The organism is Mycobacterium sp., from assembly GCF_029961025.1.
Classification (GTDB): domain Bacteria; phylum Actinomycetota; class Actinomycetes; order Mycobacteriales; family Mycobacteriaceae; genus Mycobacterium.
Map to the genome: position 1 here is coordinate 26,273 of NZ_JASBVP010000017.1, position 26,307 is coordinate 52,579.

The 26,307-nt window shown below is 65.9% G+C and carries 25 protein-coding genes; 18 read left to right on the forward strand and 7 right to left on the reverse strand.

The genetic code is table 11. The annotated features are described in order from the left end of the window. Positions 1-76 precede the first annotated feature (76 nt). Genes QJR12_RS16655 through katG form a run of 3 tightly spaced genes read left to right on the forward strand, consistent with a single transcriptional unit; the run spans position 77 to position 4,148 of the window. Positions 77-1,483: a glycosyltransferase 87 family protein gene (locus tag QJR12_RS16655; protein ID WP_300584459.1), complete on the forward strand. Its 1,407-nt coding sequence runs from the start codon at positions 77-79 to the stop codon at positions 1,481-1,483. 26 nt (positions 1,484-1,509) lie between these two features. Continuing rightward, positions 1,510-1,938 carry a Fur family transcriptional regulator gene (locus QJR12_RS16660; protein WP_300584461.1) on the forward strand — a complete coding sequence of 143 codons (429 nt, stop codon included), beginning with the start codon at positions 1,510-1,512 and terminating at the stop codon, positions 1,936-1,938. A gap of 32 nt (positions 1,939-1,970) precedes the next feature. After that, positions 1,971-4,148 (forward strand): catalase/peroxidase HPI, encoded by a 2,178-nt coding sequence (gene katG / locus QJR12_RS16665; RefSeq protein ID WP_300584463.1) that lies wholly within the window; start codon positions 1,971-1,973, stop codon positions 4,146-4,148. A 14-nt stretch (positions 4,149-4,162) separates the two neighbouring features. On the opposite strand, the gene QJR12_RS16670 is transcribed toward katG, so the two are convergent. Both QJR12_RS16670 and QJR12_RS16675 read right to left on the reverse strand, forming a co-directional pair. Then, positions 4,163-4,855, reverse strand: a complete 693-nt coding sequence (locus QJR12_RS16670; protein WP_300584465.1) for a GDSL lipase — start codon at positions 4,853-4,855, stop codon at positions 4,163-4,165. 137 nt (positions 4,856-4,992) lie between these two features. Then, positions 4,993-6,204: an acyltransferase gene (locus QJR12_RS16675; protein WP_366526321.1), complete on the reverse strand. Its 1,212-nt coding sequence runs from the start codon at positions 6,202-6,204 to the stop codon at positions 4,993-4,995. 508 nt (positions 6,205-6,712) lie between these two features. Between QJR12_RS16675 and QJR12_RS16680 the strand changes: the two genes are divergently transcribed. From QJR12_RS16680 to fetB, 6 genes are all read left to right on the forward strand, one after another. Next, entirely contained in the window at positions 6,713-7,153 is a 441-nt protein-coding gene (locus QJR12_RS16680; RefSeq protein ID WP_300584467.1) for an STAS domain-containing protein, read from the forward strand. Positions 7,154-7,279: 126 nt separating this feature from the next. Further along, entirely contained in the window at positions 7,280-7,774 is a 495-nt protein-coding gene (locus tag QJR12_RS16685) for a hypothetical protein (protein ID WP_300584469.1), read from the forward strand. 92 nt (positions 7,775-7,866) lie between these two features. Beyond that, positions 7,867-8,865, forward strand: a complete 999-nt coding sequence (locus QJR12_RS16690; RefSeq protein WP_300584470.1) for an FAD-dependent oxidoreductase — start codon at positions 7,867-7,869, stop codon at positions 8,863-8,865. A gap of 130 nt (positions 8,866-8,995) precedes the next feature. Beyond that, a complete protein-coding gene (locus QJR12_RS16695) occupies positions 8,996-9,610 on the forward strand; it encodes a YbhB/YbcL family Raf kinase inhibitor-like protein (protein WP_300584472.1) in 615 nt (204 codons plus the stop codon). A 123-nt stretch (positions 9,611-9,733) separates the two neighbouring features. Beyond that, positions 9,734-10,417, forward strand: a complete 684-nt coding sequence (locus QJR12_RS16700; RefSeq protein WP_300584474.1) for a phosphate ABC transporter ATP-binding protein — start codon at positions 9,734-9,736, stop codon at positions 10,415-10,417. Next, entirely contained in the window at positions 10,414-11,277 is an 864-nt protein-coding gene (gene fetB / locus QJR12_RS16705) for an iron export ABC transporter permease subunit FetB (protein WP_300584476.1), read from the forward strand. Before QJR12_RS16700 ends, fetB begins: the two co-directional genes overlap by 4 nt. Before the next feature lie 43 nt (positions 11,278-11,320). Here the strand turns inward: fetB and QJR12_RS16710 are convergent, their stop codons facing one another. Both QJR12_RS16710 and QJR12_RS16715 read right to left on the reverse strand, forming a co-directional pair. After that, a complete protein-coding gene (locus QJR12_RS16710; RefSeq protein ID WP_300584478.1) occupies positions 11,321-11,893 on the reverse strand; it encodes an XRE family transcriptional regulator in 573 nt (190 codons plus the stop codon). A 252-nt stretch (positions 11,894-12,145) separates the two neighbouring features. Next, positions 12,146-12,559: a phage holin family protein gene (locus QJR12_RS16715; RefSeq protein WP_300584480.1), complete on the reverse strand. Its 414-nt coding sequence runs from the start codon at positions 12,557-12,559 to the stop codon at positions 12,146-12,148. A 402-nt stretch (positions 12,560-12,961) separates the two neighbouring features. On the opposite strand from QJR12_RS16715, the gene QJR12_RS16720 reads away from it, so the two are divergent. Then, positions 12,962-14,008, forward strand: coding sequence for a hypothetical protein (locus tag QJR12_RS16720; RefSeq protein ID WP_300584482.1), 1,047 nt, complete (start codon positions 12,962-12,964; stop codon positions 14,006-14,008). A 92-nt stretch (positions 14,009-14,100) separates the two neighbouring features. Here QJR12_RS16720 and QJR12_RS16725 read toward each other — a convergent pair whose 3' ends face one another. After that, positions 14,101-15,381, reverse strand: a complete 1,281-nt coding sequence (locus QJR12_RS16725; RefSeq protein WP_300584484.1) for a competence/damage-inducible protein A — start codon at positions 15,379-15,381, stop codon at positions 14,101-14,103. Positions 15,382-15,699: 318 nt separating this feature from the next. Between QJR12_RS16725 and QJR12_RS16730 the strand changes: the two genes are divergently transcribed. Both QJR12_RS16730 and QJR12_RS16735 read left to right on the forward strand, forming a co-directional pair. Next, positions 15,700-15,831 (forward strand): hypothetical protein, encoded by a 132-nt coding sequence (locus tag QJR12_RS16730; RefSeq protein ID WP_300584486.1) that lies wholly within the window; start codon positions 15,700-15,702, stop codon positions 15,829-15,831. A gap of 83 nt (positions 15,832-15,914) precedes the next feature. Continuing rightward, positions 15,915-16,409, forward strand: a complete 495-nt coding sequence (locus tag QJR12_RS16735) for a macro domain-containing protein (RefSeq protein WP_300584488.1) — start codon at positions 15,915-15,917, stop codon at positions 16,407-16,409. An 11-nt stretch (positions 16,410-16,420) separates the two neighbouring features. Here QJR12_RS16735 and QJR12_RS16740 read toward each other — a convergent pair whose 3' ends face one another. After that, on the reverse strand, positions 16,421-16,738 hold the full coding sequence (locus QJR12_RS16740; RefSeq protein WP_300584490.1) for an MTH1187 family thiamine-binding protein: 318 nt from the start codon (positions 16,736-16,738) through the stop codon (positions 16,421-16,423). 94 nt (positions 16,739-16,832) lie between these two features. On the opposite strand from QJR12_RS16740, the gene dtd reads away from it, so the two are divergent. From dtd to QJR12_RS16770, 6 genes are all read left to right on the forward strand, one after another. Further along, entirely contained in the window at positions 16,833-17,267 is a 435-nt protein-coding gene (gene dtd, locus QJR12_RS16745; protein WP_300584492.1) for a D-aminoacyl-tRNA deacylase, read from the forward strand. A gap of 529 nt (positions 17,268-17,796) precedes the next feature. Beyond that, positions 17,797-18,090 carry a transposase gene (locus QJR12_RS16750; protein WP_300584494.1) on the forward strand — a complete coding sequence of 98 codons (294 nt, stop codon included), beginning with the start codon at positions 17,797-17,799 and terminating at the stop codon, positions 18,088-18,090. A gap of 4 nt (positions 18,091-18,094) precedes the next feature. Further along, entirely contained in the window at positions 18,095-18,355 is a 261-nt protein-coding gene (locus QJR12_RS16755) for a hypothetical protein (protein WP_300584496.1), read from the forward strand. Positions 18,356-18,462: 107 nt separating this feature from the next. Then, complete coding sequence (locus QJR12_RS16760; protein WP_300575285.1) at positions 18,463-19,974, forward strand: IS1634 family transposase; 1,512 nt, start codon at positions 18,463-18,465, stop codon at positions 19,972-19,974. A gap of 87 nt (positions 19,975-20,061) precedes the next feature. Beyond that, positions 20,062-20,304, forward strand: coding sequence for a hypothetical protein (locus QJR12_RS16765; RefSeq protein ID WP_300584498.1), 243 nt, complete (start codon positions 20,062-20,064; stop codon positions 20,302-20,304). Beyond that, positions 20,255-20,575 carry an integrase core domain-containing protein gene (locus tag QJR12_RS16770; protein WP_300584500.1) on the forward strand — a complete coding sequence of 107 codons (321 nt, stop codon included), beginning with the start codon at positions 20,255-20,257 and terminating at the stop codon, positions 20,573-20,575. The genes QJR12_RS16765 and QJR12_RS16770 overlap by 50 nt, the downstream gene beginning before the upstream one ends. A 293-nt stretch (positions 20,576-20,868) precedes the next feature. Here the strand turns inward: QJR12_RS16770 and QJR12_RS16775 are convergent. Beyond that, positions 20,869-26,307, reverse strand: a 5,439-nt coding sequence (locus QJR12_RS16775) for a non-ribosomal peptide synthetase (protein WP_300584502.1), incomplete at its 5' end; no start/stop codon positions are given.

Below are 26,307 nucleotides of genomic sequence, written 5' to 3' on the forward strand. Positions count from 1 at the left end.
GCTGCAAACGAATTGCCTTGCCGCCCGCCGAGCACCGCCAAAGCGCGGAACTTTCGGTGGGTACCCTGGGTCATTCGTGAATCAGGACAGGATCCGGGGTCTGGCGCCGGGTAGGAGAAAGTCGCGGCGGTACGGCGCACCCATCGGGACGGCTTCACCGTGGATTCGCCGCGGGGGTCCGGCCGTCCTGGCCGTCGCAACACTGCTCTATGTGGCGGCGTATGCGCACTGGCCCACCCTGCCGGCCCAGGTTGATCTGCAGGTCTACCGCTTCGGGGCGATGCGGGCTTGGGACGGATGCGATCTCTATTCGGTCGGCCTCACCGGCAATCGCAAAGAGTTGCTGTTCGTCTACCCCCCATTCGCGGCGTTGTGCTTCTTGCCGTTGACATTCATCAGCGAGCGGGCCGCCGAGCTGGTGTGGTTGCCGACCGCAGGCGTCCTATTGACCTGCGCGGTCTGGCGCATGCTGAGGGCGCTGCGGGTTGCCCGGCCGGGTGAATTGTGGAGCCTCGCAGCGCTGCTGATCGGTCTGGCGGCCTGGCTTGAGCCCTTCAGGCTTTCCCTGCAGCTCGGCCAGATCAACATCGCGCTGTTCGCACTGGTGCTTGTGGACCTCTTAGGGTCGGCCCACCGGAAATGGGCGGGCATCGGAATCGGCCTGGCGACCGGGATCAAGCTGACCCCGGCGTTGTTCATCGTCTATCTGGCCATGATCGGGCGTCGGCGCGCTGCGTTGGTGGCCACCGCAACGTTTGCCGCCACTATCGGTGTCGGGTTCGCGCTGTTTCCCGCCGACTCCCGCTACTACTGGTTGCGGGAAGGCTTTCATGACGTCGGCCGCATCTCCCAGGATCCGCGAGCCAACACCTCCGCCGCGGGATTGCTGCTTCGTCTGCACGTTCCGGATCCGCTGGTCATCGGCGCAACGATTGCGCTCACCCTCGCCGCCCTGGCGCTCGCTGCGCTCGCCCACCGGCTGGGTCAGGCCGTGCTGGCCGCAGCCGTCGTGGGGATGGCTTCGGCCGCCGCTGCCCCGTTCAGTTGGAGCCACCACTGGGTGTGGTTCACGCCGCTATTGGTTCACCTCGGATACCGGGCGTACCTCCTGGGATGCGGGTATTCGGCTTGGGCGCTATGGCTTTCGTGGGCCCTACTGGCGGGTTGGCCGACCGCCGTGCGGGGCGGTACCCCGGAAACGGGGGTGCTCTCCTTGCGGCCCGGCGGAATGTGGAACGACATCGTCCCAGGGAGCTACCTCGTCGTCTTGCTGGCCACGATGGCAGCTACGGCAACGTGGCTGTGGCGTTCGACAAGACCCCGGGACGGAGCACCGTCCCGCCCCGGCGAAGAGGCAGCGCCCGCCGGTAACCCCGGTGAAATCCTCAACCCGGCAACCCCGGACCCGATACCCGGTCACCGAGGCGTCGACCCGGGCGGGCATCCGGCGGGATTAAAAGCGACCGGCAGAAGTATTGACTGAGTCCAGAAAAGTGCAACGATTGTGTGGTGTCCCACATGTCGGGGTACGCGCCGCGGCTGCGGATGGCCGGTTTGCGTGTAACCCGTCCGCGGGTCGCCGTGCTGGAGGCGGTGCGGGTGCACCCACATGCGGACACCGACACGATTTTCGCAGCGGTGCGCAGCGTTCTGCCCGAGGTCTCCCGTCAAGCGGTATACGACGTACTGCATGCCCTGACCGCAGCGGGTGTGATCCGGCGGATCCAGCCATCGGGCTTTGTCGCTCGCTATGAATCACGGGTCGGCGACAACCACCATCACGTCGTTTGCCGATCCTGCGGGGTGATCGCCGACGCCGACTGCGCCGTGGGTGAGGCCCCGTGTCTGACCCCATCCGATGACTACGGGTTCGACCTTGACGAGGCGGAGGTCATCTACTGGGGTTTATGCCCCGACTGCTCGACCCCGCCGGCGTGACCTATTCACCTACTCCTGAAAGGAATTATCCAGTGTCCGAAAGCACGACGAGCCCGGCAATCTCCGCCCCCGCACCCGAGTCGGGCCGACCCATGACCAACCGGGACTGGTGGCCCAACCAGCCGGATCTCTCGGTGCTGCACAAGCACGGATCCACCAGCCCGATGGGGGCGGGGTTCAACTACAGAGAGGAGTTCAAGAAACTCGATGTCGAGGCGCTCAAACGCGACATCTTCGAGGTGATGACCACCTCGCAGGATTGGTGGCCGGCCGACTACGGGCATTACGGACCGCTTTTCATCCGGATGAGCTGGCATGCCGCGGGCACCTACCGCATCCACGACGGCCGCGGCGGTGGCGGTGAGGGCGCTCAACGCTTCGCCCCGCTCAACAGCTGGCCCGACAACTGCCTCCTCGACAAGGCGCGCCGGCTGCTTTGGCCGGTCAAGAAGAAGTACGGCCGCAAGATCTCCTGGGCGGACCTGATCATCTTTGCCGGCAACTGTGCCTACGAAGCCATGGGGTTCAAGACATTCGGCTTCGGCTTCGGGCGAGAGGACATGTGGGAGCCCGAGGAGGTCTTCTGGGGCCCCGAGCACACCTGGCTTGGTGACGAGCGCTACCGCGGTGACCGGGAGCTTGCCAAGCCGTTCGCCGCTGTGCAGATGGGCCTGATCTATGTGAATCCTGAAGGACCCAACGGTAATCCCGACCCGCTCAAGGCGGCCATCGACATCCGCGAGACCTTCGGGCGGATGGCGATGAACGACGTCGAGACGGCCGCACTGATCGTCGGTGGCCATACGGTCGGCAAGACCCACGGCGCCGGCCCCGCCGACCTGGTAGGTCCCGAACCCGAGGCCGCCCCGATAGAACAGCAGGGCCTGGGCTGGAAGAGCGCGTTCGGCAGCGGCAAAGGCCGGGACGCGATTTGCAGCGGCCTGGAGGTGGTGTGGACGCCTACCCCGACGAAGTGGGACAACAGCTACCTGGAGACCCTCTACGGTTACGAATGGGAGCTGACCAAGAGCCCCGCCGGGGCGTGGCAATACGTCGCCAAAGACGCCGAGCCCGTTATCCCCGACCCGTTCGACCCGTCGGTCAAGCGGCTTCCGACAATGCTGACGACGGATCTGTCGCTGCGGATGGATCCCATCTACGGCAAGATCACCCGCCGCTGGCTGGATCACCCCGAGGAATTGGAGGAAGAGTTCGCCAAGGCGTGGTACAAGCTGCTGCACCGTGACATGGGGCCGGTCTCGCGCTACCTCGGGCCCTGGGTTCCCGAGCCGCAGCTCTGGCAGGATCCCGTCCCGGAGGTCGACCACGAACTGGTCTCGGATGCGGACATCGCCGCCTTGAAGACCAAGGTCCTCGGATCGGGATTGTCCATCTCCCAGCTGGTGTCCACCGCGTGGGCGTCGGCGGCGAGCTTCCGCGGCACCGACAAGCGCGGTGGTGCTAACGGAGCACGCATTCGCCTTGCGCCGCAAAAGGATTGGGAGGTCAATAACCCGCCGGAGCTGGCTAAGGTGCTGCAAGTACTCGAGAAGCTTCAGCAGGACTTCAACAGCTCGCAGTCCGGGGGGAAGAGGATTTCGCTTGCCGACCTGATCGTCCTGGGCGGGTGCGCGGCCGTCGAGCAGGCGGCGAAGAAAGCCGGGTACGACATCACGGTGCCGTTTGCCCCCGGGCGTACCGACGCCTCTCAGGAGCAGACCGATGTGGAGTCGTTCGCCGTTCTCGAGCCGAAGGCCGACGGGTTCCGCAACTACCTGCGGGCCGGAGAAAAGCAGCCGCCGGAACACCTGTTGGTGGACCGCGCCTACATGCTGAACCTCACCGCACCCGAGATGACGGTTCTCGTCGGCGGCATGCGTGCCCTGAACGCCAATTTCGCCCAATCCAAGCACGGCGTCTTTACCGATCGGCCGGAGACGTTGACCAACGACTTCTTCGTCAACCTGTGCGACATGGCCAACGAGTGGAAGGCGTCCGAGTCCGCGGAGAATGTGTACGAGGTTCGCGATCGCGCCACCGGTCGGCTCAAATGGACGGCTACCGCCGTTGACCTGATCTTCGGGTCCAACTCGGTGCTGCGCGGTCTGGCCGAGGTCTACGCCTGTGACGACGCGCAGGAGAAGTTCGTGCGTGACTTCGTGGCGGCGTGGGATAAAGTGATGAACCTCGACCGGTTTGACCTTCGCTGAAGACTGGCGGGTGGTCAGGGCCGCCGGGATAGCTGGGCGCCGATAAGCGGTGCGATCCTGTCCGCCAGATAGGCATGGCCGTTGTCGTTGGGGTGCACACCGTCCGGTCCGATCAGATCGGGCCGGCCGACGAGCCAGCGGTCGCCGATCGGGTCGACGAATGTTGCTCCGGCGGCGCGGGCCTCGGCGTTGAGGATGTCGCGGATCTGCAGCATGCCGTCGGGAACATCGGCCGTCGGCCATGGCGGCCCGATCACCAACAGTCTCGCCGTCGGCGCAACGCGGCGCGCCAAACCGAAGGTATCGCGCGCTTTTTCGGCCAGCAATGCGGGGTCGGCCCCCTGATCATTGCGGGAACCGAAGAACACCACCAGCGCGTCGTCGGGCCGGGCCGCGGCGGCGGTCAGATCTTCGAAAACGCTGCCGTGATCGCCACGCGCGACGTAACCGGCCCTGCCCTCCGCCGCCACATTGGCCAGGACCCGCATCCCCCGTTGGGCAAGCATGCGCCAGGCTCGTGCCGTCCATGATTGCGCACCAAGACCACCCGCATCGGTGCCGTTGGTGTAGGAGTCACCGATCACCGCGACGAGGCTTAACGGCGTGTCCAAGGTCAGCGTCCGAAAAATCCGCACCGGTAAGCGATGTCCGCCGACAGTGCTGACCAGCAACGCCAGTGAGAGGATGAAGGGCGTCAGACGGCTCAACTGCTACCTCCAGGGTCACAAACGCAGGGGCCCGGCGCCGCAATTATCGCCGGCCGATGGCCTACCCGCGGGAAAACCCGGCGTCAACGCGCGGCTTTCGCCGAGCAACCGGCCCATGGGACCGGCAACCGGCCGACTCACCCAGCAAGTGCACCGTCGATCGACTGGAGCTTGCCACCCATCGGCCCGCGGCGCTGGTCGATACGGGGCTGTGCATCGGCCCCGCGGACATCGACCATCTTGCGCATCCACCGGCGGGCCGGCTCTTCGACCAGGTGATACAGCAGGACCGCGGCACCCACGGCGATCGTCACCAGGCCCACGACGTTCCACTTCCACGGAAAGCTCTGCAGCGGAAGCTCGAACTGCTCGACGGCCCATCCCCAGGCGGTGTGCACCAGCTCGTGCACCATGTAGAGACAAAACGAGATCTTTCCGCCGTAAACCATCAACCGGGTTGACAACAATCGGGGCAGGCTCCCGGCGCCGATCGCCAGCGTGATCACCAGCGGCACGAACAGCACGTCAACGATCCCGCCGCTGTCGGTCACTCCGCTCAAGGGATGCGCGTCGAGCAGGTAGAGGATGCCACCGATGGCGAGCATCAACAGCGTGGCGAGATAGCCGGCGGCGCGGCGGGCCCGGCCGGTCAACCGTAGCCTGAGGACGGCGGCACAGGCCAGCGCGCCCGCGGTGAATTGCGTGACGATGCGCGGCAACCAGCTCCACGGGGTGTAGAACTGCCCGCTGACCAACAACAGCATCACCGGCGGCAACGACGCCGCCACAGCCAGCCAGATCAGGTTGCGTGCCCTCGTCGTCTGCTTCATCCGGAAGATCGCCAAAACAAGCAGGCCGAACAGCAGGTAGGCCAGCCATTCCGCGCTGATCGACCAGGCCGGTCCATCCCAGCTGGACCCATCGAAGAACGGCTGAAACCACAGCTGCACCAGCAGGACCTGGCGCAGGTAGCTGGCCGCCGTCAGCCGGCTCGCGTCCGGTGACGGGACATGACCGACATGCAGTGTGAAGATCACCCACAGGGCGGCGAGGTGCAATGTGACCAGGTAGACCGGCCACACCCGGGCCAGCCGCAGCCACAGGAAATGCACGGTGGCGCGCACCGACCAGGACCGGCCCATGCGCTCGAGGTAATTCCAGGTCAGGACGAACCCGCTGAGGATGAAAAACAAGTCGACACCTTGCGCACCGCAGTTGAGCACTGGCGCCAGCGCATCACGGAAATCAGGGGCTGCGTCACCCAACATCGGCCGAAAGTGAAACAGCACCACCCACGCGGCGGCGACGATGCGCAGTCCGGTCAGTGCTTTGATCTCTGCGGTATGCACACCACTCTTTCTGTTCTGTTCTTTCTGTTCTTTCTGTTCTTTCTGTTCTTTCTGTTCTTTCTGTGCCGACGCTGCCGGTCCGCCGGCCACCGGCGCAGCCGGGCGGCCATTGCGCGGTTCCGCGCACGTTAACCCGCAGCCCTCGCAGACTAACAGCGAAACCTCCGCAATCGCGCGGATAGACCGCCGTTGCTACCGGGAAAGGCCGGCAACTGCGGATAGGGGCGGATAGCGGGCGAACAGGGGTAGGGCATGGCAATCCACCGGGGTCCGCCGCGATGGCCGGGGCACGCCGGGACCGGAAAGCGCATAGCGTGCCCGCTGACCACGGCGGGTGAGCTGTCGGAACAGAATGTTGCTTGAGGCTGACACCGTGGTACGAAAGTGGTTTCTTAGCAAAGAGTTAGACGCTACTTCCGGCCTCCTTAGATTTTGCGGGCTAACGTTGGAGTCTCAAGGTTGGCTGGGCAATTAGTCGGCCGCGCATTTCTCCGGAACGAGGCTGCTGATGACTTTCGCGAGTACCACGACTCGATACGGAAACCCCGCCTTCGACTGCGGCGGCGCCCAGATTCGGGCTCATTGCCGTCATCTGGCGACCGTGGTGGCGGTCCACGGTGCAATCGAGCCGGGCAACGTCGATCGGATCGGCGCGTATATCCGACAATGCGCACGGGTGAAAAACTCCCTTGTGCTCGACCTGAGCGGTGTGAATTCCTTTGCTCCGGTTGGCTTCTCGCTTGTGTATCTTGTCGATGAGGAGTGTGGCGCAGCCGGGGTGCAGTGGTTGCTGGTCGCCAGTCCGGCCGTGATGGAGGTGCTTCGTGACTATTACGACGAGGCCGCATTCCCGGTGACGTCTTCGGTGCACGAGGCGTTGCACAACCTCGCTGACACGATCGTCCGTCGCCGCCAGCTGTTGCTGCCCCTGATCAAAAAGTCGGCATAGCGCCCGGGTGATCCCGCTGTCATCCGGCGATGCTCGACACGCCACCCGGTGACGGCCCGCCACGTGAGGCGGGTGGCAGCCGGGTATCTGACCCGCGGCGCCGGCTGCCCGGGTAGGCTTTGGTGGATGCGGTCGATGAAAGCGGTGAGTGTCGCTGCAGCTTTCGTTTTGGCGGCCTGGGGCGCGTCCGGGGCTATCGCCGGCGCCGAGCCACCCGGGCCACCCGGCCCTACTCCCAATCCGCATCAGCCCGGGTCGCCGCCGCCCGGTCCCAAGACCACCATCGACCACGACGGCACCTACGCGGTGGGAACCGATATCGTGCCGGGCACCTACAGCTCGGCGGGACCGGTGGGCAAGGGAACCTGCTACTGGAAGCGGGTCAGCGGCCCCAACGGCACCGACATCGTTGACAACGCTATGACCAAAAAGCCGCAGGTTGTCCAGATCGATCCCAGCGACAAGGCATTCAAGACCGATGGCTGTCAGCCGTGGCAGAAGACCGACCCGGCGGACACCCGACCTCCGCTGGGGCTGCCACCGTCGGCGTTGCAGGCAATCCTCGGCGGTCTCAACGGTGTCGTCGGCCAGCCCGGTGCGCCGCCGGCTCCCGGGCCCTGACGGTGCCGCCGACCCGTTGCCCTGCGGGGACACCCCGACGGTAGTGGCCGCGCCCACCAGTGGCCGGCGGGTGCTTCGGTTACCGTGCAGGTATGGCGGACGATCGGAGAGATGCGCTGGTGCTCGGTGCCGGCGTCAGCGGGCTGACCACTGCCATCTGCCTGGCGGAGTCCGGCTGGGCGGTGCGCGTGTGGGCGGCCGCAATGCCGGAGGCAACAACGTCGGCGGTGGCCGGCGCGGTGTGGACGCCGGTGTTCGCCGAACCGGTCACCAAGACCCTGGCCTGGAGCGAAACCTCGTTGCACGCATTTCACGAGCTATCAAAGGATCCCGCCACCGGTGTGCGTCTGGCGCCGGCGCTGATCGTCGGTGCGCCACCCCACCCCGATGAGCCGCCCAGGGCCGATGGGTTACCCGGACCCGGTGAGCTGGCACCGCACGCCGAGCTGGTTCCCGACCTGCGTCCGGCGGATCCCACCGAAATCCCCGACGGTTTCCGGATGGGGTTTCACGCCACGCTGCCGTTGATCGACATGCCCCGATACCTGGTCTATCTGACCGGACGCCTGGCGGCGGCCGGCGGCACAATCGAAACGCATCCGGTGCGATCCCTGGAGGAGGCCGCGGAGGCCGCGGCGACGGTCGTGAATTGTGCGGGCCTCGGCGCCCGCGACTTGACCGGCGACGAGACGGTGCGACCGGTGTTCGGCCAACACGTCGTGCTCACCAACCCCGGCTTGGAGCAGCTGTTCCTCGAGTTGACCACGGACACGGAATGGACCTGCTATTTCCCGCATCCGCAACGCGTGGTCTGCGGCGGTATCCGCATTCCCGGACGCTGGGACACCAGCCCGGACCCTGACATCACGGAGCGAATCCTGCGCCGCTGCCGCCGGATCGAGCCGCGGCTGGACAATGCGGAGGTCGTCGAGACGATTACCGGGCTTCGTCCCGACCGCCCCGCCGTTCGGGTGGCAGCCGAGCCCCTCCGGCGGGCTCGCTGCATTCACAACTACGGCCATGGCAGCAGCGGTGTCACCCTGTCCTGGGGGTGTGCCCGGGAGGCGGCCGAACTGGCCGCCCGTACCTAACTAACTGTCACTAACTGTCAGCCCTCCGCGCTGCTGAGCAACGCCGCATGACACCCGGCAGTTTCCGCACCGAGCGGCAGATGCGTCAAACGAGGCATTTCGGACCCCGGTTAGCGCGACACTAGGGGCCATGGATACTGAGGACTCGACGGTGCGCGTAGTTAACAAAGTCGTGGCGGTAGCCGCCGGCCTGGCGCTCCTGGTGGCGCAAACCGGCTGCGCCGGCGGTCGGAAGACGTCATCGCCACCGGCTACCCAAGCCACGACCGCCGGACCGTCCAGCGTGACGCCGGTCGCTGAGCACCTGACGATCGCCAGCCCGGCGTTCGCAGACGGGGCGCCGATCCCGGTTCAATTCACCTGCAAAGGCGCCAACATCGCGCCCCCGTTGACGTGGTCGGCTCCCCCGGATGCCGCGGAGCTCGCGCTCGTTGTCGATGACCCGGATGCGGTCGGCGGGCTGTACATCCACTGGATCGTGACCGGGATAGCCCCCGGTTCGGGCAGCACCACCGACGGTCAGACTCCCGACAACGGTCACAGCATCGCCAACTCCGGCGGTCAGCAAAGCTACTTCGGGCCCTGCCCGCCATCGGGCAGCGGCACCCACCACTACCGGTTCACCCTTTACCAGTTTTCCACCCCGCTCCAATTGCCCGCGGGATCGGCCGGCGCGCAGGCAGCGCACGCGATTGCGCAGGCCGCAACCGCGCGGGCCACCCTCACCGGGACCTTCCAGGGGTGATGCCCTGGCGTCGCGGGTGGGGTGGCGGTGCACGACACCCGTCGGCGACCGTCGTGGTGGTATCGACGAGTCCCCCTCGGCCACGCCTGTCGGCTCCCGGCGACTGGGCTAGGTTGGCGGGTGGTGACCGAACCAGCGTTGTTTGCCTTCGAAGAGGTCGTGGTCGAGCGCGCCGGAGTCCGTGCCCTCGACGGTTTCACGGCCGCCGTACCGGGCGAGGGGGTGACGGCGGTGGTCGGACCGTCGGGGTCGGGCAAATCGACGATGCTGAGGTTGTGTAATCGGCTCGAGGTTCCCACCGCGGGCCGGGTGCTATTCCGCGGAGCCGACATCGCCGGCCTGGATCCGCTGCGGTTACGCCGCCGGGTGGGCATGGCTTTTCAGCGTCCGACACCATTCCCCGGCACCGTGGCCGACAACTTGCGTATCGCCGATCCGCAGGCCGGCGAGTCGCAGATGCGTGACGTGCTGGCGCGGGTGGCGCTGACCGGCTCGTGGCTCGACCGTGACGCCACCACGCTGTCGGGTGGAGAGGCACAACGAATGTGCCTGGCGCGTGCCCTGATTGCGAGACCGGAAGTCCTTCTGCTGGATGAGCCCACCTCCTCGGAGGACGCGGAGACGGCCATAGCGATCGAACGGGCGGTGCGAAAGCTGGCCGACCTGGGAATGAGTGCGCTGTGGGTCAGCCATGACGAGGCGCAGGTGCGGCGCATCGCCGACCGGGTCCTGCGCCTCGAGCGGGGCCGTTGCCTGGGGATCGAACCGGTCATCGCCGACCCGGGACGTGGGCAGGTGCCGTGGTGAGCGGCCAGGTTTCTTGGATTGGGTTGACGACATCGCTGGCGCTGGTGGCGATCGCAGCCGGGATCTCGCTCTGGCAGCGCCTTGGGCTGGAACGGCAGGTGCTCTGGGCGGCGTCCCGCGCGCTGATCCAGCTCCTGCTGGTCGGCGGACTGCTGGCGCTGCTGCTAAAGCCGGGTGTGTCGCTGTGGTGGTCGTGGGCCTGGACCGCCGCCATGATCCTCTACGCCGGTGACGTCGCACACCGGCGGGCGCCCGAGGTCCCACGTTTGGGGACACTGACCGTCGCCGCTTTCACCGTTGCAGCGGTCATCACCTTGGGAGTGTTGTTCGGGCTGCGGGTTTTTCCGCTCCAGGCTCGCACCCTGGTCCCCATCGCCGGCATGATGATCGGCAATTCGATGACTGCTACCGTGCTAGTGGCCCGGCGTCTGGTCGATGAGCTGCGCGACAAACGCGCCGAGGTGGAAGCGCGGCTCGCGCTCGGTCAGTCTTCCCGCCAGGCGGCCACGCCTTATCTGCGTATCGCCCTGCGAGCTGCGGTGTCACCGCAGGTCGAAACCACCAAGGCCACCGGGCTGGTGTTCCTGCCCGGTGCCATGACCGGCCTCATCTTGGCCGGCGTGCCACCGGTGCAGGCCGTAATCGTGCAGGCCGTGGTCATGTTCCTTATTCTCGGTTCGGTGGCGGCCACCACGGTTATCGTTGCGCTGGGTCTAGTCCACCGGGTGTTCACCACCGACCACCGCCTGCCGCCGCTGCCCCAGCGTGCAGAACCCGCTTTTGCTCGTGGAAGCCGCAGCAGGCCCGTATCTTCTCGTCGATTCGGTGGCTTCGCCGCACCGGACATACCGCGCACGTGACATGGCCGGGCGGTGCTAATCGCTGACAGCTCGATAAACCAGCTCAATAAACCGCTGTGTCGAACGGCTGGCCGGCGCCATTGGCGGGCAGTGAGTGGTCCATCCCGTCGAGGTGTTCCTCCGGCGGCGGTGTGTGCTCGAAGTCTTCGGAGCCGGCTACCCCGCCGAGCGCAGCGATAACCTCTTTAACCTTTGCCGCCTCCTCGTCGGTCGGTGTTTCACCGGCCTCCAGGGCATCCGGCAGGTCCACCCGAAGTCCCGCCCCCCTCGCCACCTCCGGGGCGGACAGTTTGGCGCGAATACGGACCGCATACAGCTGCTGTCCCAGCGTTGACTGCGGTGCCGCCGCCGCGCGTGCCATCAGATCGTCGTAGCGCCGCCTGACATCACTGAGCGCCACGATCACCGCGGGGGTGGATCGGCTGCGGCCGGCCGCTTCCGTCAGGGCTGCCCGCAGTTTGCGCAAACCGGAGAGCACCACCTCCGCCCGCTTCTGGAACTTCTTGTCCTCGGGGAAGGGCAGGGAGTCGATGGCCGCGTTGTACATGTGCATCGCCGCCTCGGCGAGACTGACGATGACTTGCGATTCACCGTCCTGTGGATCGAATTCGTTCATAGCCCCTCAATTCTGTGGTGGTGTCCGGGGATGGCGGTACGCCAACCGACCGCTATCGCCGGTGACTGCCCGTCGAGGGTATCCGGTGATCGGCCGGCTGCACACGACAATCACGGTCTTGCTTACAACACTTCGGCTGGACTCGACACCCCGGGTGTGCCCGCGGGTGCCCACCCCGGTTCCCAGGAACCGGCGTCAGCAAAACCGGATTATTCTTGAGCCTTATTCTTGAGCCGTCTCAGGACACGGCGTTCACAACCCGCGATCACCCGCGCCTAACGCCCAGAAATCGCGAACCAGCAAAGACAACATCCAGCTCACGATCGACAACAGGATCGCGGCCCAGATCGCGGTCCACCAAAAATGGTCGATTTGCAATCCCCAGTGGGTGGTGTGACCGGTGATCCAGGCGGTGATCCACAGCATCAACGCATTGACGACGACGTGGAAAAGACCGAGGGTGAGAATGTAGAGCGGGATCGACAGGATTTGCACGATAGGTTTGATGAACGCATTGACCAGACCGAAGATCACCGCGACGACGAAAATGATGCCGATCTTTTCCACCGTCGTCTCGCCACCCACGAACCGGACCCCGTGGACAAACAGGGTGACCACCCACAATGCGAATCCGGTCAGCGCGGCGCGCACGAGAAAAGATGCCACCCCGTTGATCCTGCCACCGCGCGCCACCGGCGGAGTCGGGTTGCCTGCCGGGCGACTCGTTACCCGAACTCGCTACCGGCGGGCCTTCGGCGGCACCGCGCTGGGCATCGCTATCCAGGGCTCCCCCCTGCAGCAAATGTGGTTGAAGAACCCGTGTTGGCCGGCTCAGATCGTGCCGGCGCTGCGGTGTGGGCTTGCACGCCCGGAGATCCGGCGGCAGGATGCTACAGCAGCAGCAAACCCCCGGCCAGGTAATCCGTGAGCTTTCGCCTGCTGTCGTTATGGGTGGCCGTGTCCCTGCTGGCCATCGGATGTTCGGCGGGCCCGGCGGTTCACCCACCGGTTTCGGTGCCCGCCGCACCCGGCATGGGAGCCGGCGATCCGAAACTTGCACCTCTGACAATGCCTCCCGTGCCTCCCGCCAAACCGACGGCGCCCGAGCGGCTGAACGTCTACGCCCACGCGGGTGCGGGCAGCCTGGTCCCCGGGGTGGCTGCCGATCGGCCGCTGGTCTATGTCCCACATGACCGTTCGGGCGATGTGTGGGAGATCGACCCGGCGACCTACGAGGTGGTCGGGAGGTACCCGGTGGGCCGCGAGATCCAGCACATTGTGCCCGCTTACGACATGCGCACCTTGTACGCCACCGATGACGTCGGGAACCTCATGCTCGCCTTCGACCCGCGCACCGGTCAGCCGGGCCGCAAGATCCCGATCATCGATCCGTACAACTTGTACTTCACCCCCGACGGCCGGTTCGCGATCTCGGCAGCCGAGCGGCAGCGCGAGCTCGTCTGGTATGACCCGGTGACCTGGCAGCTCCTGGACAAGACGTCGATCCCGGCGTGCGCGGGAATCAACCACGCCGACTTCTCGGTCGACGGGCACACCGCGGTTTTCAGCTGCGAATTCGCCGGGCGTGTCGCCGTCGTCGACGTCACCACTCACCGATTGCTGCGCATGATTGACATGCCGGTGCGTCACACCCACATGGGCCCGCAGGATGTGCGGCTCGCACCGGACGGTTCGGTGTACTACATCGCCGATTGCGACGGCGGTGGACTGTGGATCCTCGACGGCGCGGCCAGCCGGGTCCTGCGGTTTGTTCCCACCGGCAAAGGCGCCCACGGGCTGTACTTCTCGCGCGATGCCACCCGGCTGTTCGTGACGAACCGTTCGGAGGGGTCGATCTCTGTGCTGGACGCCTACACCGGCGCGCCGATCAGCCTGTGGCGGATTCCCGGTGGGGGCAGCCCCGACATGGGCAACCTCACCGCCGACGGCACCCAGCTGTGGGTGTCCGGCCGCTACAACGACGTCGTCTATGTCTTCTCCACCGCTGACGGCAGGCTGCTGCACACGATCAGGGTGGGCAGCGAACCGCACGGGCTGACGGTCTGGCCCCAGCCGGGCCGTCACTCCCTGGGTCACACCGGCATCACCCGCTGACGTCCCCGGCGTCAGCGACGGGATGACCGGCCGCGATTCCACGGGATTTGCGGTGGCAGTGGCTGACCCAACCCTGTCACAAGATGGCTCGGTCACTCCTGCGTCTCGGCGGTGCCGCTCAGCGCGCGCCGCAAAAGGTGCAGCGCCACCGTCGTCGAACGCTCGCGGACCTCGGCGCGGTTACCCGGCAGCACTACGGTTCGGGTGAGCGTCCGGCCACCGGCCAGCGCCACGCTGAAGCACACCGTTCCCACCGGCTTTTCCGCTGTGCCCCCGCCGGGGCCCGCGATCCCGGTGATCGCGATCGCGGTGTCCGCACGGAAACGGCTCAGCGCGCCCCTGGCCATCGCGTGCGCAACCGGCTCGGACACCGCCCCGTGCTGCTCGATCAGCGCCGGGTCCACCCCCAGCAGCTCTACTTTCGCCTCGTTGGCGTAGGCCACCACCCCACCCGCAACATAGCCGGACGAGCCGGGGAGCTCGGTCAGCCGGGCCGCCAAAAGCCCCGCCGTACAGGACTCCGCCGTCGCGATTCGCCGACCGGCCAGAAGCCGCGCGACCTGATCGTCCACCCATGAGCCGTCTTCGGAGTAGATCTGATGGCCGTGCCGGTCGCGCAGCAGCTCCAGCAGCTGCGCATAGACGTTCGCCGCGGGCGGCTCAAATCGGGTGACCATCTCAATCTCGCCGCGACGCAGGCAGGTGGTGATCTCGAGCGACTCGAAACCGGGAATGCGACGTTGCGCCTCGCGCAGGGTCTCGGCCAGACCCGACTCGGGCAGCCCGAACATCCGCACCGTTGCCTGCCGGTAGATCGTTCGCCCGGCGATCGCCTGCTGCACCGCCGGCGTCATCACCGCCGCCGGCCACATCGGCTGAAGTTCGTGCGGCGGACCCGGCAGCACAACAATCGTCGGCTTCCCGGGCACCACCAGGCCCGGCGCAGTGCCGATCGGGTCGATCACCTGTGCTCCGGCCGGAATCAGGGCCTGCTTGCGGTTGGCCGCTCGCAGCGCATCGACGTCGACGTGGTCGAAGCGCGCCGCCATGGGTTTCAGGATCGCGGCGATCTTGTCCTCCAGCTCGGCGTCCAGCAGCAGTTCGCGGCCGGCGAAGCGGGCCACCGTCTCCACGGTTACGTCGTCGGCCGTGGGGCCCAGACCGCCACTGGTGATGATCAGGTCCACGCTTTCGGCGGCCAGGAACCGCAGCTGGGCCTCGATGTCGGGCGGACGATCACCACAGATCGTGAGGTGGGCCAGCTCGATCCCCAGCTCAAAGAGCCGCTCGGCGATCCAGGGGCCGTTGCGGTCTTGCACCCGCCCGGTCAGGATCTCGGTGCCGGTGACCACGATGCCCGCGCGTGCGCTCACCCGGTCGAGACTACGCACCGCCGGCCGGGGGCGAACTCCGGTGAACCGCCTCGCGAGTGTCTCCGCCCGGCCGTGAGGGGCGTCCCGAGCGTTCTCGGCGGCCTCGCGAACCAGCCTTTCTCGTGGTGCGGTGTTGTAGTGGTGCGGCTTCCGCGAACTCGCTACGCCAAGTGCGGTGACGGATCTGAAGCGAGACATCGCCTATCACGTTCTCGACAAGACGCTGACCCCGTAACAGCGCTCCGGCTTTGATCCTGTGCTTCGGTAACCCCGGCCTTCAGCCCGGCCGGCCACGGTCGGCGCCTCGCCAAGCACGCCGTGGTCGCACGCCATGGGGAACTGGAAAAGATTCCCGATATAGGCTCGGCGGCAGCGGGGATGCTCGACGAGATCGAGGGGTTCACCGCCGGTGTGCGTGGCTGTGGACAACTCGACCCCCGCTGTGGATGAGGTTGTGCGGCGGTGGAAGCGTCCGGACCAGGCCGTCACCACAACTCTCGGGCAACGCAGGGCGATGCGAGAGAATAAGCTCGATGATCGAGTTAGAAGTACTTCAAGCCGACGTCACCAAACTCGAGGTGGACGCGATCACCAATGCCGCCAACACCCAACTGCGCCACGGCGGCGGGGTTGCGGCGGCGATCGCCCGCGCGGCCGGCCCCGAGTTGCAGCACGAGTCGCGCGAGAGGGCGCCGATCGGTCTCGGGGAGGCGGTGGAAACCACTGCCGGCGCATTGCCCGCACGCTATGTGATCCACGCGGCGACGATGGAGCCCGGCGGACCGACCTCGGCAGAGATTATCGCGAAGGCCACCCGCTCCAGCTTGCGCAAGGCCGACGAGCTTGGCTGTCGCTCCCTTGCGCTGGTGGCCTTCGGCACGGGTGTCGGTGGCTTTCCACTCGACGAGGCAGCCCGGCTGATGGTTGGCGCTGTTCGGGAGCACCAGCCGCGGTCGCTGCAGCGAGTGGTCTTCGCGGTCCACGGCGACGCGGCCGAGCGGGCCTTTCGGGCCGCGGTTGAAGGCTGAGAGACCCGGTTTTAGGGGCCGGTAACCGGATTGGACAGGTACCGCTCCACCGACGTGACTTTCCGCGTTATCGCGTCGGTGACCGCCGGCCTGCAGTCCGCTTTTATCACCGCGTCGACGCGGGGCGCTCGGGCCGCCACGGCTTCCACGGCGCGCTGCACGACGGCCATTACTTCGCCCCAGGTAGCGCCTTCGATTTCGGTGAACATCGCACCGACCTTGTGGGGCAGACCGGAGTCTCGAACTACCCGCACCGCCTCAGCGACGATCTCACCGACGCTCTCGCCAACACCTAATGGTGTGACGGAGAACGCGACCAGCACCGACACCTCTTCTCACCTCTTCCTGGGGAGAGCATCGGGATGAGCGTACTCGCTACCTCGGCTGGTCATCCCGCCTCGGTCGATGGCAGCATCTGGACCCGTGCGGGTATTGGTGCAACGGGTGTCACGAGCGACGGTGTCGGTGAAGGGACGAACGGTCGGCGCCATCCGGCCCGACCGGCAGGGACTGCTCGCATTCGTCGGTGTCACCCACGGCGACAATGCCGATATTGCGCAGCGTCTCGCCGAAAAGCTTTGGCACCTCCGCATTCTCGATGATGAACAGTCGGCTGCCGCGGTTGATGCGCCAATCTTGGTGGTCAGCCAATTCACTTTGTACGCGGATACCGCGAAAGGCCGGCGACCCTCATGGAACGCCGCCGCTCCAGGCGCGGTTGCCGAGCCGCTGGTGACAGCATTCGCAAACGCATTGCGAAAGCTGGGTGCGCACGTAGAAACCGGCGTTTTCGGTGCGCACATGGACGTCGAACTGGTCAACGACGGTCCGCTCACCGTGCTACTGGAACTCGGATAACTTTGCATTGGATAGCGCTATGGACGCTATGGATAGCGCTATGGACGCTATGGATAGCGCGGTACTTGTTTCCCAGCCAGTAGCAGTTAGGCATAACTACCGGCGACATCCCTAACCCGTCTTCGACGGCGGATTTGTTGCAGGAATCCCCTCTCATCCTGCGGGACACTACATTCCAGCAGCTTATGTGGTGTGCAAATATCGTCTGCCGAGTCACAGCACACCCCAAGTTTTACCGCCCTGATGAAGGGTGATCGCCAGTGACTCCGGCGAAATCACAGTTTCACCGAATATATGGCGCCTGTTATAGGGGTGATCGGCTCTTGCACCGTCCAATGATTCCATGAGAGTTGGATAGCCACTGCGGTGGTCCGGGTTGTGACGATTTCTCTGCTTGCGCTTGAGGTAAGTGGGGTGTTCCCGGTGAATGAGTCCGCCTTGTTTTAGAGTCCTGTGGCCCCGTGGATGGGGCTGGCAGGGACGGTGAAACACATGGCTGGTCGGAAAGCGGCATTCCGCGGAGGACATCGTGCGCAAGCTGCGCCGTGCGGATGAGTTGGGGGCGGCAGGCAAGACCGGTGAGGAGATCGCCGCCGAGCTGGAGGTGTCGCCGGCGACGCTGGACAACGGGCGGTGCGCCTATGGCGGGATGGGTATCGACGCCGCCCGGCGGCTCAAGGAGTTGCGGGGGCAGAACGCGAGGTTGAAGCGGCTTTTGGCCGAGGCGGAGTTGCAGAAGGATGCGTTGCGCGAGGTTGCGAAGGGAAAATTCTCAAGCCCGGCCGCCAAGCGTCGCGCCGTGGGCATGCTCAACGAGGGTTGAGCATGTGGGAGCGGTTGTCGGGCGCGGCGGTCGGGTTGGCTCGTTCCACCTCCCGGCGCACTGCGGTCGCGCAGACCTCGGCCGACCCGATGCCGATCTGCGGGTCTGGCTGCCCGCGTATGCCACCACACATCCGTGCCAGGGGTTTCGGCGCGCCGGGGCGGCGTTGCGCCACGATGAGGGCCGTGAGGTCAACAAAAACACGGTCCACCGGCTGGGGGTGCGGAAGGACCGCAGCGGCGGGCGCATTCGCCGCGTAACCTGACTTGGCTCACGTTTCCGGGTTTTTTGACCGTTAGCTGTTTGACCTGCTGGTTTGGGTGCCGCGTGGCCGGGATTTGCGCACTAATTTTGGGTTCGTAGGCTGCCTGGATGGCGTATGTCCGCACCGTGAAGACCGCATCCGGGGCGGTCGCGGTACAAGTCGTGTGGTCCTCGCGGCGCGGAGCCCGCCAGATCGAGCACATCGGCTCAGCCCACGATGCCGCGGAAGTGGCCGTGTTGAAAGCAGCCGCCGCCCAGCGGTTGACCGCGGGCCAACAAGTGCTGGATCTGGGTGTGCAGGCCCCGGCTGGAACTGAGCCGCTGCCGATCACCTCGTCGCAGGCGGCTCATTTGTGGGACGCCCTGTGCACAGCCTACAGAGTGCTTGGATTTGAGTCAGCGACCAAAAGCGACAACGTGTTTCGTGAACTGACGCTGGCCAGGATCATCGAATCGGCCAGCAAGCTCGACACCACCCGGGTACTCAATGAGATCGGAATACCCGCGGCCTCGTATGCCACGCTCAAACGCCGTCTGCCGACCTATGCTAAACCCAGCTGGCGCCAAGCACTGGCCAAGGCCCGCTCCGCGCACGCCGGGTTGGGGCCAACCTCGCTGGTGCTCTTCGATGTGTCCACGCTGTACTTCGAGACCGATAGCGGCGATGGATTCCGCGAACCCGGTTTTTCCAAGGAACGACGCCTCGAACCCCAGATTGTTCTCGGCTTACTCACCGACGCATCAGGATTCCCGTTGACAGTGGAAGCATTCGAGGGCAACAAGGTCGAGACCGCGACTATGCTGCCGGTCATCAACGCCTTCAAAACCGCACACGGCCTCACTGATGTCACGATAGTCGCCGATGCCGGGATGATCCTCGAAGCCAACCAGATCGCGCTGCACGCTGCGAGTGTGCGGTTCATCTTGGGCACCCGTATCCCACATCTGCCCGGTGTGGTCAGCGAATGGCAGGCCCAACACCCCGGCGAGACGGTTCCCGATCAGCTGGTGCTGACCCAACCCTGGCCGGCCAGCTCGACCGAGAAGACCCGCGGTGTCCCTGACCGGATGATCTACTACCAGTACCGTGTTGACCGGGCCAGGCGCACCCTGCACGGTATCGATGAGCAGATCGCCAAAGCCGAACGGGCCGTCGCCGGAAAAGCCCCGGTCAAACGCAACCGCTACATCCAGCTCACCGGCGCCGCTACAACGGTCAACCGGGAGTTGGAAGCCAAAAACCGCGCCCTGGCCGGGTGGAAGGGCTACACCACCAACCTGACCGACCACACCCCTGACTTCGTCATCAGCGCCTACCACCAGCTGTGGCACATCGAGAAAAGCTTCCGAATGTCCAAGCACGACCTGGCTGCCAGACCCATCTACCATCGGCTACGCGACTCCATCGAAGCGCACCTGAGCATCGTCGTCACCGCGCTGGCCGTCAGCCACTGGATCGAACGCCAAACCGGCTGGAGTATAAAGAAATTCATACGCACCGCCCGTCGCTATCGGACTATCACCATCCAAGCCGGCGACCACACCCTCACTGCCGCACACCCACTACCCGACGACCTCCACCAAGCCCTCACCGCCATCGGCGACGCAACTGCGCACTAAATTGAGCCAAGTCGGGAAAACACGGTCCACCGGCTGGGGGTGCGGAAGGACCGCAGCGGCGGGCGCATTCGCCGCGTAAGCGCGGGGGTGTCGTCGGCGCCGCAGGTCGTCGCGGACGCACCCAAGGTGATGGGGGCGATCGATTCTCAGTTCGACGCCACCATCGACGGCAACGCCGTCAAGATCGCGTCGATGCTCGACGAGCACACCCGCGAATCGCTGCTGAACATCGTGGAGCGCCCGGTTCGCCTCCGCCGGTGGACCGCCGCTGGTGCTGCGCATGGACAACGGCCCGGAGATGATTTCGCAAGCGTTGCAACAGTTTTGTGACGGCACAGTCGGATTGTCCGACATTCCACCCGGAGCGCCGTGGGACAACGCCTACATCGAATCGTTCAACAGCAGGCTCAGGAAGGAGTGCCTCAACCGCAACCACTGGACCAACCTGCTGGCGGTCCGCGTCGTCATCGGCGACGTTAAGCACGAACATAATCACCGGCACCGTCACTCCGCACTGGGCTACTTCAGCTACTTCACCCCGGCCGAGTACGCTGCCCGATGGAGCCACACCCACACCCCTGTGGCCTGCGAAATCAACTGAATCCAGAACAACAAAACCCGACTCTAGATCTAGAACCGGGTGGACTCAGTATCGGGGACTCGCCATAAGTGCCGGTTCACCGTCAACGCCGAAACGCTTCGGGAGTCGATTCCTCGGGCGCGAACACCAGTCATAACGGCGGTTTGCCGTGAAAGGCAGCGCCTGGCTTGAGCAGCGGCATCCAAGCAGGGCCACTGACGAGCATGGTCACCAGCCTGACGTGTAGCTGAAGTTGAAATTCCATGCACTGGTCGGACGGTGTTTCCGCTGTGACGTAGATTTGGCCATGTCGTTTATCTACCCACACGGTCCAGTGAATGTTTGAGTTCTTTATCATACATGCTAAGTGATTCGCTGGTTAGCATCTCCTGATGCGTACAGTCGACCGAATACATAGCGATGTCACCGCTGACATACGGTCGCCAACTTTCCAGAAGAAACGCACTGCGATCGCCCTGCCCACGCACAGCGGAAAAGATAACCGTATGACCATTGAAAACACGTGGTCGGTGAGTTTGATAGAGCGGCATATTGCGGTTGAAATTGCGAAGCAGAACATCCAAAATATGCTTGTACCGGAGAAGTTCTCCAGCATCCTGTTCGTTAAGTAATTCCACTATCTGGTCGTAAGTGTATGGTGTGTCATGTTCTGGTGTATCGATACGATAGAATCGTAAGAATTCTTCTAAAACATCTTGTTCCCTTAAGGCACGGTTAGGTATCAAGCTGCTGTCGATGCTGGGTTGAGAATCGAGAAGGATCAGTGTACCAATTACGCATCCACGTCGCTGAAGCTCGATGGCAATTTCGTGGGCCACGACACCCCCAAAAGACCAGCCGAGCAGGTTATAGGGTCCGGAAGGATGGGCCTTCTGTATTCTGTCGGCATGGCATTTTGCCAGATCACAGATTGATTGAGGTTCATCCTGTCCATCCTGTGGAATTTGTTGAACTCCAAGGATGGGGTAATCCAGATAGTTCCCAAGAACCTGATATGGCCAACTTAGGCCACTTGCGGGATGAATGCAAAAAACCGGAGTGCCGACGCCATTCTTGAGAGTCTGGATCGGAACTATTTCCTCCGCAGAGGCATTACCTGATTGCAGGAGTTGACTTAAGCTTCTCACCGTGGGGGCCTCAAACACCGCCCGCACCGGCAGCGCCGCATCCAGGCCGGTGTTGATCGCCGCGATCAGGCGCATCGCCGACAGCGAATCCCCACCCAAATCGAAAAACGAGTCCTCCACCCCGACCCGCTCAAGCCCCAGCACCTGGGCGTAGATCCCGGCCAGGATCTCCTCCACCGCGCTGGTGGGGGCCCGATAACCCCCGGCGTCCCCGTAGTCGGGGGCCGGCAGGGCGCGCCGATCCAGTTTGCCGTTGGGGGTCAACGGCAAACCATCCACCCGCACCACCGCCGCGGGCACCATATACCCGGGCAGTCGCTCGGCCAGCGCCGCGCGCACCCACCCCGGGTCCGCCCCCCCGGTGATGTATCCCACCAGGCGTTTGTCCCCCGGGTGGTCCTCCCGGGCGATCACCACCGCCTGGCCCACCCCCTCCAGGGCGGCCAGCGCCGCCTGCACCTCCCCCACCTCGATGCGATACCCGCGGATTTTCACCTGCTCATCGGCGCGGCCCACATACTCCAGCTGCCCATCAGCACCCCAGCGCACCACATCCCCGGTGCGATACATCCGTATCCCCGGCGCCCCCGCCCCCCCAAACGGGCAGGCCACAAACCGCGACGCGGTCAACCCCGCCCGCCGCACATACCCGCAGCCCACCCCCGCACCGGCCACATACAACTCCCCGGCCACCCCCACCGGCACCGGGCGCAACCAGCCATCCAGCACAAACACCGCCGCCCCCGCCACCGGTGACCCGATCGGCGGCACCCCCGCCCCCGCCACCAACGGCGCACTGACGGTGACACACATCGTGGTCTCGGTGGGCCCGTAGGCGTTGATCATCACCCGCCCCGGCGCCCAGCGATCCACCACCCCCGCCGGGCAGGGCTCCCCGGCCACCACCAGCGCCACCGACTCCAACCCCTGCGGGGACAACACCCCCACCGCCGAGGGGGTTTGGGTCAACACACTGACCCGCTCGGCCACCAGCAGCGCGTGAAAATCCTCCGGGGAGCCCGCCACTTCTTCGGGCACCACCACCAGCCGGCCCCCATGCAAAAGCGCCCCGAAAATCTCCCACACCGAAAAGTCGAACGCCAGCGAATGACACTGCGTCCACACCTGCCCCGGCCCCAGCCCCACACCGGCACCCGCGCCCCCCAGCACCTCGGTGATGTTGCGGTGGGTGATCGCCACCCCCTTGGGCGCCCCGGTGGTGCCCGAGGTGTAGATGATGTAGGCGATGTCTTCGGCCACCGGCCCCGCCACCGCCGCGGCCGGCTGCCCCCCCAGCGGGGCCCCCACATCGATGACCTCCCCGGCAAAGCCCCCCAATCGAGACCCCAGCCCCCCAGCGGTGAGCACCACCACCGGCTCGGCGTCGGCCAGCATGAACCCGATACGCGCATCCGGCAGCGCGGGATCGATCGGCACATAGGCCGCCCCGGTCTTTAACACCGCTAAAATCGCCACCACCGCCTGCCCCGACCGCGGCATCAGCACCCCCACACACCCCCCCGGGCCCACCCCGCGAGCCGCCAACACCCCCGCCAGCCGCGCCGCGGCCGCATCCAGCTCCCGGTAACTCCACGAGCGCCCCCCACAGCACAGCGCCACCGCATCCGGGGTGCGCGCCACCTGCGCGGCAAACACCACCGGAACCGACACCCCACCCCCGGGGCGGGCCAACACCCCCCGATGACCGATCACCCCCAAACGGGCATGCTCGGCCTCATCGAGCACATCAATCCCCGACACCAGCCGCCCCGGATCGGTGAGCATCCCCGCCAGCACCCGCTGCAACCGCGTGATCAGGGCCTCGATGCTGGCGCGATCAAACACATCGGTGTCGTATTCGATGCGAAAACCCAGTTCACTGCCGGGCTGGGCCACCACCGCCAGCGGGTAGTGGGTGGATTCATGCACCCGAAACCCGGTGATGGCCAGCCCCTGCTCACCGGGGAACACCGCGGGGTCAATCGGATAGTTTTCGTAGACAAACAGCGTGTCAAACAGCACGTCGAGGCCGCTGATGCGGTGAATCTCGGGCAGCGCCAGATGCTGGTGCTCCACCGTGCTGTGGTGGGTGCGGTGCAGCTGATCGAGCAACCCCGCGACGGTGGTGGTGGCGGTCAGGCGGGCCCGCACCGGCACCGTGTTGATCAGCAAACCCACCAGGGATTCCGCACCGGCCACCTCCGCCGGGCGCCCGGAGACCGTGGTGCCGAAAACCACATCATGCTGCCCGGTCAACCAGCACAACAGCTGCGCGAAACCGCCCTGCAACACCGTGTTGAGGGTGGTGTGATGCGCCCGGGCCAGCTCCCCCAGCTCCCGGGTGATCTGTTCGGGCAGCCGAAACGCGGCCACACCGCGGGGCCCCACCCCCACCCGCTGCGCCGGGCCGACCAGGGTGGGGGTCTCCACACCGGCAAGCACCTCACCCCAGGCCGCGCGGGCGCCCTCACGATCACGCCCGGCCAACCAGGCCACAAACCGCCGATACGACCCGGGGGCACCCAGCCGCTGACCGTGATAACTGGCGAAAAGCTCACCCAACAGGATCGGCAGCGACCAGCCGTCGAGCACGATGTGGTGACTGGTCAGCACCAACCGGTGCCGCTGCGGCGCGGTGCGGATCAACACCGCCCGCAACGCCGGCTGGTGGGCGAGGTCACAGACCGCGGCGCGCTCGGCGGCGCACAACCGCTCGATCTGCTCGCCGGGATCCTGCTCAGCGTCGAACTCCACATACCCCCACCCCGGGGCGGGATCGGCGAGAATGACCTGCACCGGCTCATCGAAGCGGTCCCAAAATCGGGCCACCAGATGCGGGTGGCGGGTGATCACCGTGTGCAGCGCCGCACCCAGCCGGCACGGATCCAGGGCACCACTGAGCGCAATATCCACCTGCACCGCATACACATCGTCGTCCCCCCGCGCGGTGTGGGCGTGAAACAGCAGCCCCTGCTGCAGCGGGGTCAACGGCAAAATATCGGCGATCCGATAGCGCTGCTGCAGCTGCTCGATTTGGGCCTGGCTTAACCGGGCCGGGACGATATCGGAGGGAGTCAACCCGCCCCCACCGGCGCGCACATGCGCACAAATCCCCGCCAGGGCCTCCCCCCACAATCGGCTTAACCGGCCAACCCGGCGCCGATCAAGCACCGAAGGCGCCCACATCCAATCCCCGTGCAGGCGCGCCCCGCTGCCGGTGTCGATGACGGCGGCGTTGAGCTCCACGCTGTGGGCCAACGGCATGGGAATCGCCGCGCTGAGAGCGCTTAACGCCAAGCCCTGCGGGCTGACCCGCCACCGCTCGGCCTCGGTGGGCGGCCCACCCGCCGAGGCCGTCACCCGCCCCAGATAGTTAAACCCGATCACCGGATCCCCGCCGGCCAGCTCAACCTCGGGAGTCAAATAGCGCAGCACCCCATAGCTCAACGGGTGCGGCAAGGCCCGAAGCTGCTCTTTAGCGTCTTTAACCAGCGCCCCCAGCGCGGCCCCACCGGCGCGCACCTGCGCCCAAGACAATCCCCCCACCCGCAACGCCACCGGGTGCTTGCTGGTAAACCACCCCACCGTGTGGGACAAGTCCACCCCGGCGGCCAGCTCCTCATGGCGCCCGTGACCCTCCACATCGATACCGATCGGCGTGTCGGGATCGCCCACAAACTCGGCCACCGCCACGGCGAAGGCGATCAACAGGATCTCCTGCACCCCGGCATGAAACGCCGCCGGCACCTCCCCCAGCAGCATCCCGGTGATCTCAGCGTCCAGCCACACCGACACATGCCCCGCGGCGGCAAACGTATCCACCGCAGCACACAGCGCCGGCAACACCGCCGGAACCGCCGCCACCTGCCGCCACACCCCCGCCTGGGCCAGCACCTCCGGGCGGCGCGCATACTCGGCCAGCACCCCCGACCAGCGGGCAAACGAGGTCCCGGTCACCGGCAACACCACCGGCCGCCCACCGCGGCGCTGGGCCCAGGCGGTGTTGAGATCCTCCACCAGGATCCGCCACGACACCGCATCGATAACCAGATGGTGAACCATCACCACCAGTTGACCGGTCGCGGGCGCCCACAGCGCGCTGAGCATCACCCCACCAGCCGGGTCGAGCCGTGAACGCGCCTCAACTAGGGCCTGCTCACACACCTCCGCCACCACCTGCACACACCCGCGGGCATCCACCGACCCCGCCTCGGGCACCCGCAGCAGCCACCCCCCAGCCCCGTCATCGTCCACCCGCGCCCGCAGCATGGCATGCCGATCCAGCAACGCCTGCACCAGCACCACCACATCCTCATGACTCACCCCCGCGGGCGCCTGCAGCACCAGCGTCTGATTGAACTGGCCCACCGGGCCCGCAACCCCCCGCAGCCAGCACATGATCGGGGTGGCCGCCACCGGCCCCACACCCTCATCCACCGAAGCGGCCTCACCAGCGGCCACCACCACCCGGGCCAGCCCGGCCACCGTCTGCTCCACAAAAACATCACGCGGCCGGCACCGCAGCCCAGCCGCCCGGGCCCGCGCCACCACCTGCATCGCCGAGATACTGTCCCCACCCAAATCGAAAAACGAGTCCTCCACCCC

Coding starts and splice junctions, on each gene's coding strand:
- QJR12_RS16770 (WP_300584500.1), top strand. CDS start 20,255: ATGGACAACGGCCCGGAGATGATTTCGCAAGCGTTGCAACAGTTTTGT.
- QJR12_RS16695 (WP_300584472.1), top strand. CDS start 8,996: ATGGATACTGAGGACTCGACGGTGCGCGTAGTTAACAAAGTCGTGGCG.
- QJR12_RS16685 (WP_300584469.1), top strand. CDS start 7,280: ATGCGGTCGATGAAAGCGGTGAGTGTCGCTGCAGCTTTCGTTTTGGCG.
- QJR12_RS16680 (WP_300584467.1), top strand. CDS start 6,713: ATGACTTTCGCGAGTACCACGACTCGATACGGAAACCCCGCCTTCGAC.
- QJR12_RS16710 (WP_300584478.1), bottom strand. CDS start 11,893: ATGAACGAATTCGATCCACAGGACGGTGAATCGCAAGTCATCGTCAGT.
- QJR12_RS16690 (WP_300584470.1), top strand. CDS start 7,867: ATGGCGGACGATCGGAGAGATGCGCTGGTGCTCGGTGCCGGCGTCAGC.
- QJR12_RS16720 (WP_300584482.1), top strand. CDS start 12,962: ATGCCTCCCGTGCCTCCCGCCAAACCGACGGCGCCCGAGCGGCTGAAC.
- QJR12_RS16735 (WP_300584488.1), top strand. CDS start 15,915: ATGATCGAGTTAGAAGTACTTCAAGCCGACGTCACCAAACTCGAGGTG.
- QJR12_RS16760 (WP_300575285.1), top strand. CDS start 18,463: ATGGCGTATGTCCGCACCGTGAAGACCGCATCCGGGGCGGTCGCGGTA.